This is a genomic window from Cocleimonas sp. KMM 6892, assembly GCF_035798195.1.
GTDB lineage: Bacteria > Pseudomonadota > Gammaproteobacteria > Thiotrichales > Thiotrichaceae > Cocleimonas > Cocleimonas flava.
Map to the genome: position 1 here is coordinate 389448 of NZ_JAPFBV010000006.1, position 12266 is coordinate 401713.

Below are 12266 nucleotides of genomic sequence, written 5' to 3' on the forward strand. Positions count from 1 at the left end.
TCAGATGGTGCAGTGCTTATCTAACCTACCTGTTTATTATTCGTTTTAAGCTATAAAGCACTCTCAATATAATCCATCACTTCTTTACGCACTTTCTGAGTTGATACTTGCATCTTGTTGAGGTCTTTTTCAAGAACTACCAAAGCTTCTTGTAGGACCTTAACCATGCCCATTTCTTTGTCTATATAATATTCAGTTTCTGCAATCTGGCGCAAAGCATCGTGTGCTTTTTTGGCTTGCTTCTCATCATCTGATGATCCGCCAATTGAAACTCCCATGGATGAATTCTGATACGTCGCGCTTGGGGCTGCGGCCATTAAGTCTCTAATGGATGGGCTTACTTTTTTGCCGGAGTCTTTCAGTTTTACCAGATTTCTATCCATTACCTGAAAGGCATTAGACTTCATGTCCTTAACGGAGCTCTTAACCTGTTTACGCAATTGTTCATCAGCTGAAGTGGGTTTTTGCTTTAAGTAGGGCTTAACCTCAGCACTATAAAGGTCCTTACCTGCGGATAAGGCTTGATCGACCACCATGCCAACAGCAGCGCCTAACCCCGGAGCCATGCCTGCAAAATCCAGCGACCCTAATGCAATTTGCTTGGGTGCATTACGAATGGCTTTTCGTGCGCCTTTGTTTTGTCCGAATACCTTGCTGTTATTTCCGTACCAGAGCGCGCGTTTGAATGATCCTTTAGAGCGGTTGCCAGCTTCTCCTTGAACATCTGTCCAAATTTTTTCAACATCAACTTTATTCAATTTTAATACTCCTTTATCGCGTTAAATTTTCAGTAATGTCTTAATCCTGTTGAAGGTACATCCCATGTTCCGCCGCGATCTATGGCCGTGGTGTTTTGTAATACCCATGCGCGAAGACGCGGTAACTCTTGCTCTTTCCAGCGTATGTATCTTAGTCCCTGAGTGACGAGTGTTTGGTTGTACTCTATGGCGCGTTGCAGGTTGTTGTCTGAAGCGCTACTGGCATACACCCAAATGAGGTGCGCATAGACCTGTTGAGTACGAAAACTATTGCGTCGACCTGCATCGCGAGAGTCCCAGCGGCTTTGATCGTAAACGCTTTGAAGACCAGTTAGATAGATCAGTGGTGATCCCATTAATCTCATCACGAATTGGGGTAGCATTCTGGATAAGCCAGCATCGCGGATATTCTCTAGTACGTTTTGAAGCACTGATTGAAACAACCGTATAGCCTGATTTGGGTTAGCATCAAGTGTGGTGAAGCTTTCGTATGACATGCTGGCACTCATACGGCGGGCTTCGGAGAGTAATGTGGCATGAAGTCGTTCTATCGCTTCATTGATGCCGGCACGTTCCAGTGAAAGCTCGAAACGTCTTTGATATTGTCGCTGAAGGTTGCTGTTAGTACCTGTTGTACCACGCGTTGTTGGTGAATTTTCTGGCGGTGGATTGGTTTCATAACATTGAGGATGCCTTGGCATCCTGTGTCTGACTCTTCTACCTCCCGGTAATATGTCGCACATATTATTCCTTTTTGAATGTTGTCATTTGCGTTGTTTTGCGATATCAGCGTATGCTATTAGTCGTTATTTTAAACGTGACTCAGGATTCAAAATGTGATCGATTTACATTTTTAGAAATTAATGAAAAAAAATATCCTGGTAAAACGTAACTATCATTCAAAGTAGGGGGTGGCAAACGTAATTATGAAAAGCACACAACACCATTTCCGAACAGCAATATTATTACTCGCCTTAGTGGTTGGTTTAGTTGCTACTGTGCAGCTTTCATCGATCAAACTTCACCTATTTAAAGACGATACCCTTAATGGCGATGCAATTATTGACGATGTGAATATCGACCAGAGTACAAAGCCCAGCCACACTCAACTCACTACTGATCAGCAAGAAATCGATGTGGAGCCAGAGAGAGAATTAACGTTTCAGGATCATTTGGCGATTCAAGCTGAATTGCGCCTTCAATCCAATGTCAGATACGACGGTAGTTATCGCAAAATTGCATATCCTATGGGTGATGTTCCTGCAGATATCGGCGTTTGTACCGATGTGGTGATACGCTCATTTCGTGGCCTAGGGATCGATTTGCAACAACGTGTCCACGAGGATATGAAACGTAATTTCAGAAGCTATCCGAATAAATGGAAGCTGTCTAAACCGGATACCAATATCGATCATCGGCGTGTGCCGAATTTAATGACATTCTTCGAACGCGCTGGCGCATCATTACCCATCTCGGATGACCCGATGGATTACTTAGCAGGTAATGTCGTCGCCTGGGATTTGAGTAAACCAAGTGGCAGTAACGCGAAAGGAACAAACATGGTACATATCGGCATCGTATCGAATTACGTATCTGAACATACCAGTAATCCTTTAATCGTTCACAACATTGGTGGCGGTCCACAAATGAATGATATGTTGTTTGATTTCAAGATTATTGGGCATTACAAGAGTGAGGCATTATCTCCAGATTGATGCTGAAAAAAACTGCCTATAAGTAGGGGGGTGGCTTAGATATATTTATTAGCGCCAATAAATACTGATTCGAATAAACGATGATTTTTTATAATAAAATACGTGGTCAGTTGAATAGACAATTGAGTTAAAACCATCCGACGTTTTTATGCGTTTTGTTAGGCATTTGTCGGATGGTCTTTAATGTATCAATACGATACCTTATAGTTGTTCCATTGAAATGAGTTCGGCTGTTCCGATGAGATCACCGTCTGAATTTCGGCCTTCACTAATTACCCATAATCCCGTGGCTTTATCAAACCAGATGGTATTTACCCCATTAGCGTCTTCCTGACGTATTTGATAAGTCGAGAAGGTTCCTGCGGTTACCGTTTTCTGGATGTTTACGCTTTCTATGGTGAATATGATATTTTGGTTGTTTGTCATGGTGTTAGCAGATGGATCGGCACTAGATGTTACCGTGGTGGTTACGACCGAATCTGTTGTCCACGTTTGACCTTCACAAATTTCATCAGAGGCAACTCGCCAGTAAGGTGAATATTCATTGACCAGATTGGTTTCAATTTCACCTGTGAGTGAATTATTGGTCACTAAGTTGGTTTCTAATTTGGTAATGTCTCGAAAGTTATTGGCTATGGTATAGGTGAATGTCATATCACCCGTGCTGGAAATATTAAAGCCAGCAACATTTTGTTCGTAGGTGGTATCTAAAGATAATGTTGTATTATTAGAGACAGTCACGGTTTCAGTTTCTGTACTAACGGTACTATCTTGATCGCTGGTTCTTTTCAGGGTGATTTTTTGTCCTACAATAGGGCGAGGTATTGTGATGCAATTTCCTGCAGAGCCACCAGTATCATCGCCGCCTGTTTCACCGCCATCATCAGAACCGTCGTCATTGTTACTGTCATCAGATTCTTCAGTATCGTCGTCGTTTTCAGGATTTGTACCTTCTTCAGATGTCATATCTTCGGTCATGTCGTCATTTGTGTCAGAGTTACTTCCTCCGCCACCGCAAGCCACAAAAGTGAAACAAATACTAAGTAGTAAGATTATTTTAAGTCGCATCGTTTTTCCCTCAAGTTGATAGATGTTTAGACTTGCTCTGACAGGTATTGCTTACATTGTTTTTTCTGACATTGTCCAACTAACAGTCAAATCCAATATTTTCAATAACTCGATTAAGTCTGTTATTTGATACAACGAAATACGTATTATTGTTGTGTATATAAGTGATTTGAACGATGTATCAGTATTTCTTATAGAAGCAAAAATAATATTCGTCCAGAATTTTTTGAGAGAAAAAAGTCTGATGTCTATTGGATACATGACTTTAAAACGTCTAAAAATATATAAAAAATTATTAAGTAACTAATATTACAGGTTATCTAATTTAAACAAGCGGGTTAGTATTTCTATATCCAAACTGCGTTTTAACCAAGATTATAATGTTTAATTAAGATATATTTTAAATTCCTAACTCACCAGAAAGTACTTAAGTATGAAGAAACTTCCTGCAGACACTATCAGCCAGATAGTTACCCGTTTAAATTTTTTGTACGGTGAGGAGGTCGCAGAATGGTTTATTCCCGAGTTAGAACAGCGCATACAGAAATATCAGAAATCGATTGATAAACACCATTTCAAAAGCCATTGGGATGAGAAAGACGTCACCCTGATCAGTTATGGTGACTCGATTCAATCGAGCTCACAGCAGGAAAGTACCAATCAAGGTACGCCTGAAAAAGCATCGCTACAAACCCTTAAAGAATTTGCTGATAAACGCCTCAGTGATTATTTTAATGTGATTCATTTATTGCCGATTTTTCCTTACACGTCTGACGATGGTTTTTCTGTTGCTGACTATCGTGTGATTCGATCGGATTTAGGCACCTGGGATGATGTAGATAAGCTCGGTGAAAATTTCAATCTGATGTTTGATTTCGTTTTGAACCATTGTTCGCGCGTAAGTCTGTATTTCTCTGATTTTCGTGCTGATCGCGACCCTTACAAAGATTTCTTTATATACGAAGACCCAAATAAAGACTGGTCTCATGTGGTGCGTCCTAGAAGTACGCCGCTGTTGACGGATATCCCAACACATTCCGGTATACGCCATGTCTGGACGACCTTTAGTGCAGATCAGGTCGACTTAAATTACAAGAACCCCAAAGTGTTGTTGGAAATGCTGGATATTTTGCTGTTTTATATCAGCCAGGGTTCGCGCATTACGCGTCTTGATGCAATTGCTTTCTTATGGAAAGAAGAGGGCACGTCGTGTTTGCATTTACCTCAAACACACGAGGTGGTGAAACTATTACGCGATGTGACGGACGCGGTAAGCCCAGGGGCAATTCTATTAACAGAAACGAATGTGCCGCACGAAGAAAACATCAGTTATTTTGGTGAGGGCGATGAAGCCCAGATGGTGTATCAGTTTAGTTTGCCACCGTTGTTGCTGCACGCGATTCATACCAGTAATACCCTTTACTTGTATGAATGGTTGAAACATCTAACGCCACCACCAGAGGGTTGTACCTATTTTAATTTTACGGCATCGCACGATGGAATAGGTGTTCGTCCACTGGAAGGATTGATTCCTGAAGATGAGCTAAAACAGTTGCTTGAGGATATGCGTGCCGGTGGTGCGTATATTTCTACCCGTAAGAATGTTGAAGGTAAGAATGTCCCGTATGAAATCAATGTAACGTATTTCGATGCGTTTAGAAATCCGGGTAATCAGTCTGCACCATGGCAAGTCGCGCGTTTTCTTCTGTCACAAACAGTTGCTTTGTCGATGCGTGGTATTCCGGGTATTTATATTCATTCCTTACTCGCTACGCCGAACGATCACGAACACGTCGAAGTCACAGGTACGACGCGTTCTATCAATCGTCATCAATGGAATATTGATGAGCTAGAAGCATTACTGGAAGTACCAGAGAGTAGTACGCATCTTTTAATGAATGAGTATTTGCGCCGTATAAAAGTGCGCCGTGAGCAAGCTGCTTTCCACCCAGATGCAACGCAGGATGTGCTAGATCTGGATGACAAGGTGTTAGGCGTGGTGCGTGTTTCGCTGGATTGTAAACAGAAGATCGTGGCTTTATATAATTTCAGTAAAGTGAATCAGTATCTGGATGATGCAAAAATACGCCCGATTCTTGGTGAACCGGGCCAATGGAAAAATGTTCTCTATGACATAGAACCAGAAAGAGAAGGCAATATGCTGGTGTTAAAGCCGTATGCCTGTCTTTGGTTGGCTGTGTCTGTATAACTAATCCGTATTTGAAGCGACGTTTGATTCGCTTCTTTTCATTTAATTATCAGGCGTTGTCAAGTTCAACCGCTTCCAGTATTTGATCGGTTAAATCTGGTACAGCGCTGAATACACGACGCCAGTTAGGGATGAAGGGTACTTCCATCGGGTTTTTCAAATAGGTTTCACCCGCTTCAATAATACTGCTGGCGAAGAGTTCGATGGTCTTTTCTTCGGCATGGATATCCATGGTTAAACCATTAATTTGCGCATCTGCGTTAAAGTTATCCAGCAAGTCTAATGCTTCGCGTAGATAGGTGGCTTTTACCGCGCGGAAGAAGGCTTTATTCATCGCATGGCCTTCAGTACCTAATTTTCTAAACAGCGCTTTGGTAATTTCATGACTCATGCGAGACAAGCCTTGTGTGTGATCTTCGCCACCCATTTCCTGATGCTTGTGATCGTAATTATCGGCAATATCAACCTGACAAACGCGTCGTGGCGATGTGTTGCGATAAGCTTCTGAGAGTATGCCGATTTCCAGTCCCCAGTCACTCGGGATTCGCATTGAGTTGAGCATGTCATCACTCATGGAGAATTCACCTGATAATGGGTAGCGGAATGCATCGAGAAATTCGATGTATTCGATATTACCTAAGACCTTTTTCAGCGCCAGCAACATCGGTTGTACAAATAAACGTGTGACACGGCCACTGAGTTGTTGTTTAGCATTTACGCGGGCGTAATAGCCTTTGCAGAATTCAAAATCCAGTGCAGGGTTGGCAATGGGGTAAAACAATCGAGCAGGTATTTCACGGGTATAGGTAAGAATATCGCAATCGTGTAGGGCAATCGCTTTACTGTTATTAGCAGCTAGAATATAGCCCATGCAGTACCAGACATTGCGTCCTTTGCCGGGTTGATCGGGCGCCAGTTTTTTGTCTTCCAGCATTTTAGCAACCGCTTTTAAGCGAGGTCCGTCATTCCAAAGAATACGTTTTTTCTGGGGTAATCTGGAAAAGAACTCACGTGCATAATCAAACTGTTTTTGATCTGCTTGATCCAGACCAATGACGATTTCATTGATGTAATCGGCATGTTGTAGCTCATCTAAAATTCCCGATAATGCAGGGCCTTCCAGTTCAGAAAATAAGGAGGGCAGGATGAGAGTCATTGGATGTCTTTTGGATAGGCGTCTTAATTCATTCTCAATTTTTTCTAATGACGCACCCGGTAATTTGTGAAGTGTTGTAATTGGTCCTGTTTGTTTAAAGTCTGACATGACATCCTTTTTATTTTTGAGTGAGTTTCTTTCTGTATTCTTTCTGTATTTTGACTATCTGTTAATTTGCTGTTGATCCCTGCAAGAGTTGCATTATTGTTTCGTTCCAACCAGCAGGGCCCTCTAATGTGGTTTTTATCAGGTGATTGGGTGTTGGTCTTTTATTCGCGTCGATAGTAAACGCTGTACCTTTGGGGTTGTTAACGATAATCGCGACATTGGCTGCCGTCAGCATGTCTTTATCATTCGCACTATCACCTAGGGCAATGGTAAAAGCTTTCGAGTTATTATTTAGATGTTTCTGCACAAAATGCATCGCTTCAACTTTATCGGTTTGTCCCATCACATGCCAAAAACGTCCACCCCGTTTTAATTCTAGACCATGTTGTTTTAAGTGTTGACGGAAATTTTCGATCAGCGCTTCGTCATCTTCCCATAATAAGGGTTCACTGCCTTGGCGTTGGGCTGCATTTCTTGCTGACTGAAGGCTTAAGCCAGTGTGTTCAACGATTTGCTCTGCACTCCAGTCATGAAAACCGTTAAAGCAATATCCATGTTCTCGTCTCAGGGCATCTAGCACCTGACAAATTGTTGTGTAATCTGCGCCTAAGATATGTGTCTGCTTTTCTTCAGGGTCGAAAATGATACTGCCATTTTCTGCAATTTGAGGGGTATTCATGTCTAAATCGCTGGAAATCTGTGCAATTTCCGCAAGGGTTTTACTGGAGTTTATAATTACCGGAATGCCACGTTGTTTGAGTTGTTTTAATGCCGGTTGGGCAGCAGTGAAACTATAATCATGATGGTCCAATAAAGTACCATCGAGATCAGTAAAAATTAACCAATTTTTTGTGTCGGGAAGTGTTGTTAAATCCATTTATTAAAAGCTGTTTTTTTAGGTTAGTTTTAAGTGTTTCATAGTGTTTTTGCTATTTTACTGAGCTCTCTCACGGAGCTGCTCACAGGGTGTTTACAGAACTTTTTCTATAAAAAAATATTAGAAACCCTTGTTTGATGTGAATGACTTCACCTTAACATTTATTTATAGCTTAGAACATTTAAACAAATAAGTAAGTTGATATGCGCCATGTTCAAGTACAGATTTAATCGCAACTGTGTCTATTTATCAGCAGATCTTGGTGCTAATTTACAAAATTAGTTTCATCCAAATTACTTTTTTGGGTTTATAGACGTTACCCCGAGCATTGTCATGAGTAAATCACATCAGCTTCTCGCTTTCTTTGTTACCTTGATTTGGGGTACAAATTTCGTATTTATTAAATACGGTCTGGATGAGTTGCCACCATTTTTATTTGCTGCGATTCGCTTCTTTTTAGTGGCATTCCCTCTGGTCTTTTTTATGAAGCGTCCCAAAGCGGGTTGGGGGTTAATAGCGGCGTATGGATTGTTAATTGGTTTCGGCCAGTTTGGTGTGCTGTTTTATGCGATGCAAAATGATATATCGCCAGGCCTTGCATCTCTGGTGGTACAAACGCAGATTTTCTTCAGTATTATCTTCGCGATCTTTATGTTCAAAGAAACGATAAAGCCAGCGCAATGGATTGCATTACTGATTAGTTTTTCTGGCATCGCTTTAATCGCCAGTAAGGTCGATGACAACACAACACTATTAGGTCTGGTTCTGGTGTTGATTGCGGCGATGAGTTGGGCCATGGGGAATATGGTGATCAAGAAAGCGGGTAAGGTTGATATTATTGCGTTTCTCGCTTATTCGTCGTTGTTTACCGTGCCTGTATTGTTTGCAATGTCGCTGTATTTTGAAGGTTGGACGTTGATGAAAAGCAGTATCCAATCGGCATCAATGACTAGCGTTTACGTGGTGTTGTGGCAAACCATCGGAAATACGCTGATCGGTTATGGCATCTGGAATTATTTAATCAGTCGTTACAATGCTTCGGTGGTGACACCCTGGGCGTTACTGGTTCCTGTATCCGGAATGATGGCTTCGTATTTAATGTTAGGTGAACCCATGCCGATCTGGAAAATTATTGCAGCGTTACTGATCTTAACAGGCCTTGCATTGAATATTTATATGTCAGTCAGGACGGTTAGAAAAACCCGAGTTAGCAAAGTGGCTTAATGAAAACGTTATCCGGCCAAATTGAGTATTAACGATTTGTAGTTAATGTCTTTGAAAAAAAGTGCCCCAAAGGTGGGGGGTGCCTATTGAAGTGTTGCTAGCGCTTCAGAACGAAGCGCTAGCATTAAGTTGATTGCTGATCGTAATTGGTATCTTTCTATTTTAAGCGAATTATCGACACCGAACCTATTGGGTCGATACTGTAATCATCGTTTGGCTCACCTTCATCAGCAGTAATGATCATGGTTCCATCTTTACTAAATGTAACCATATCAGGCAGCGCACCAACAACTGCAGAATCAATCAGGCTGAGCGTGTCGGCATCGTAGATGGCTACTTTTCCCGCATCTGTTTTTTCATCTGCCTGAATTGCCACAGCGAGTAAACCATTCGATACGGCCACTGAGTTTATTCCACCGCCTAGCGTACTGGTGCTAATGCTTGATTCGAGAACAGGATTCGCAGTATCGCTGATGTCGATTACATCGACTTGTGATGCCGTTAAGTCTTCACCGTTATTGAGTACAAATAAACGTTTAGTGGTTTTGTCATAAGCGCTGATTTCAGCCGCTGCTTCACCACCCACAAGAACAAGACGTCCTGTATTCGTACCAAATTTACCATCAGCATCTGCTTCATAAATGGTGATGCTGCCTGACACTTCATTAGAAACGATCAGTGTTGCAAGTTCATTCGGGCTGTCAGCAGCAGATATAAATAAAATACCTTCTGGGGCTACATCATCCGCATGGGTGAGCATTTCCACAAACGTTACATCACTTAAATCGCTAATATCATAAACAGCGACTGCGTTTGCGCGTTCTAATCCGATAAATGCCAAACGTTTGCCGGCGACAGTACCGATTGCGACATTCTCAGGTTCTGTACCTTTCGAGTCGCTTCGTCCATCAGGATAGACACCTGCTGTCACGGCTTGTTTGGCTAAGTCGCTACCACTGTCAAAAACGAGTGCACCTGTTTCGCCATTCCAGATGCTGAATGAGCGTGCGCCATAACTATTCAAAGTTGTATAAGGCGTGCCTTGAGCAACTGCAGATGTCAGGTTTTGAGTGATGTTTAAACGACCTAAAATTGTCTCGTCTTGAAGGGTGGCAGCATCTGGAAATGCGCTCGCATTTAAAGTGATATCTTCAACGCGAGATTCTTCTGCAAAGCCATCGTATTCGCGTGCATCACCTTCATTAGCAGAAACGATATACGTTACGCCATCTTGTTCGAAACTGGCGATACCATCTGGTTGATACATACCTTTGAGATTTGGGAACGAACGCAGGATAACGGCATCGTCGTCTTTATCACTGGCGTCTAGTTCATTGCCCGCGGCGCCATGGTCTTTAAAACCCAATGGGAATATATCTGTGATTGTCGCTGACAGTAGATCGACTTTTGCGATACCGTTATTTTCCTGTAATGAGACCCATGCTGTTGTGGAATCGGCAGAAACTGTCACATATTCTGGTTCAAGGTCAGCGGCTAAATCGGCATTTGGTCCAAAAACACGTAAGCCTTTAGCTTCCAAAGCGTTCTCTTGAGCATTGAATGATTGAAAGTCCAACGTTGCTACAGAATCAACGTATCCTTCGATTTTTGCGGATTTATCGTCGCTCGATGAATTACACGCAATCAGTGTAGATGAGAGCAGTAAAACTGCTAGAGGGGGAAGGTTTCGGTTTAAGCGCATGGTTATTATCCTACTCATTAAAAATTGCTGCACCATACTGAGTTATTGTTAACGTTTAATGACAGTCGCGGATAAAAACAAGAATGTAATCGCCTATAGGGAAGGGTCGGTAACAAAGCGAAACTAAACTAAGTTTAAAAAAAATTAAAACAAAAGTTAAAACAAAAGTTAAAACATCACTGTATTTAATAGAACTAGAAACCGTTTAATCAATGAGTGATAATCGCCCGCCTTGTTTATTTGATCGTTAACCCAATCTTTATTTTTTATTTCTAAACCTAAATCAACACCTAATTCAAACATAAGAAGACTTTTATTATGGCTAAACTCGTAACTGAGACAGTGACAGATGTTCATCACTGGAATGATTCTTTATTCTCATTTAAAACCACCCGTGAACACAATTTTCGTTTTCATAATGGTCACTTTGTGATGATTGGTTTAGAGGTGGAAGGGAAACCGTTAACCCGTGCATACAGTATTGCCAGTGCCAATTACGAAGAAGAACTCGAGTTTTTCAGCATCAAAGTCACGGACGGTCCGTTAACGTCTCGACTGCGTAATCTTAAGATTGGTGATGAGGTATTAGTCAGCACCAAGCCAACAGGCACGTTGATTGCGGATAATTTGCTCCCCGGCAAGCACCTGTATTTAATCAGCACCGGTACCGGTTTAGCACCGTTTATGAGCATTATCAAAGACCCGGATATTTATGAGCGTTACGACAAAGTGATTCTTACACATGGCGTGCGCACGGTTTCTGAACTCGCTTATGAAAACTACATCTCCAACGAATTACCGAATAACGAATACTTCGGCGATTTAGTGAAAGAAAAGCTTATCTATTATCCCACTGTGACCCGCGAGGAATTTCGCAATCAGGGCAGATTATCCAATTTGATTCAGTCGGGTAAATTATTCGAAGATATCGGTTTACCCAAAGCCAATCCGGAAGACGACCGCTTTATGTTGTGCGGCAGTCCATCAATGTTAGAAGAGATGTGTGGCATTCTTGATGGCATGGGCTTTGTGGAATTTAACAAGGGTAAATTAGGACATTACGTGATTGAACGCGCGTTTGTAGAGCGTTAACGGGTTTCGTTAATACCGGCTAAAAAAAGCCCTGTAAGTAGGGGGGTGGCTTTGCTTAGATTAGCAATGCTTGGTGTATGTTTGAACTTTAGTGCCTTAACATTATCTAGTCATTAACCTTATCAATTTACTGCACGGGCTTCGCAATGAATCATTCTCATCATAAATGGTTAGTTCTACCACTGTTTTTATTACTGATAGCCTGTGGTGGATCAAATTCCAGTAGTGTCAATTCTGACGAAATAACTGGCAACACAGAAGACGAAGTCGATACTCCTGTAGAAACAGAAACAGAAACAGAAACAGAAACAGAAACAGAAACAGAAACAGAAACAGAAACAGAAACAGAAACAGAAA

Annotated in this window: 11 protein-coding genes; 5 read left to right on the top strand and 6 right to left on the bottom strand. The window is 41.7% G+C overall.

Going from position 1 to position 12266, the window contains the following annotated elements; all coding sequences use genetic code 11:
• Positions 1–50: 50 nt before the first annotated feature.
• Together OO007_RS17540 and OO007_RS17545 are read right to left on the bottom strand one after the other, a co-directional pair.
• Entirely contained in the window at positions 51–758 is a 708-nt protein-coding gene (locus OO007_RS17540; protein ID WP_131906371.1) for a hypothetical protein, read from the bottom strand.
• A gap of 29 nt (positions 759–787) precedes the next feature.
• Entirely contained in the window at positions 788–1501 is a 714-nt protein-coding gene (locus tag OO007_RS17545; protein WP_325809777.1) for a hypothetical protein, read from the bottom strand.
• Between the two features lie 183 nt (positions 1502–1684).
• Between OO007_RS17545 and OO007_RS17550 the strand changes: the two genes are divergently transcribed.
• The gene (locus OO007_RS17550) at positions 1685–2473 is read left to right on the top strand and encodes a DUF1287 domain-containing protein (protein WP_325809778.1); all 789 of its coding nucleotides are present in this window, start codon (positions 1685–1687) and stop codon (positions 2471–2473) included.
• Positions 2474–2674: 201 nt separating this feature from the next.
• Here OO007_RS17550 and OO007_RS17555 read toward each other — a convergent pair whose 3' ends face one another.
• The gene (locus OO007_RS17555) at positions 2675–3541 is read right to left on the bottom strand and encodes a hypothetical protein (protein ID WP_325809779.1); all 867 of its coding nucleotides are present in this window, start codon (positions 3539–3541) and stop codon (positions 2675–2677) included.
• A 433-nt stretch (positions 3542–3974) separates the two neighbouring features.
• On the opposite strand from OO007_RS17555, the gene OO007_RS17560 reads away from it, so the two are divergent.
• Entirely contained in the window at positions 3975–5750 is a 1776-nt protein-coding gene (locus OO007_RS17560) for a sugar phosphorylase (RefSeq protein WP_325809780.1), read from the top strand.
• A 49-nt stretch (positions 5751–5799) separates the two neighbouring features.
• Here OO007_RS17560 and OO007_RS17565 read toward each other — a convergent pair whose 3' ends face one another.
• Together OO007_RS17565 and OO007_RS17570 are read right to left on the bottom strand one after the other, a co-directional pair.
• Positions 5800–7014, bottom strand: a complete 1215-nt coding sequence (locus OO007_RS17565) for a glycosyl transferase (RefSeq protein WP_131906366.1) — start codon at positions 7012–7014, stop codon at positions 5800–5802.
• A 61-nt stretch (positions 7015–7075) separates the two neighbouring features.
• A complete protein-coding gene (locus OO007_RS17570; RefSeq protein ID WP_325809781.1) occupies positions 7076–7891 on the bottom strand; it encodes an HAD-IIB family hydrolase in 816 nt (271 codons plus the stop codon).
• Between the two features lie 333 nt (positions 7892–8224).
• Here OO007_RS17570 and OO007_RS17575 point away from each other — a divergent pair, with 333 nt between their 5' ends.
• A complete protein-coding gene (locus OO007_RS17575) occupies positions 8225–9115 on the top strand; it encodes an EamA family transporter (RefSeq protein WP_325809782.1) in 891 nt (296 codons plus the stop codon).
• A 157-nt stretch (positions 9116–9272) separates the two neighbouring features.
• On the opposite strand, the gene OO007_RS17580 is transcribed toward OO007_RS17575, so the two are convergent.
• Positions 9273–10835, bottom strand: coding sequence for a choice-of-anchor I family protein (locus tag OO007_RS17580; protein WP_325809783.1), 1563 nt, complete (start codon positions 10833–10835; stop codon positions 9273–9275).
• 300 nt (positions 10836–11135) lie between these two features.
• On the opposite strand from OO007_RS17580, the gene OO007_RS17585 reads away from it, so the two are divergent.
• Positions 11136–11909, top strand: coding sequence for a ferredoxin--NADP reductase (locus OO007_RS17585; protein WP_131906362.1), 774 nt, complete (start codon positions 11136–11138; stop codon positions 11907–11909).
• Between the two features lie 146 nt (positions 11910–12055).
• A partial coding sequence (locus OO007_RS17590) for a hypothetical protein (protein ID WP_325809784.1) occupies positions 12056–12266 on the top strand: 211 nt, incomplete at its 3' end.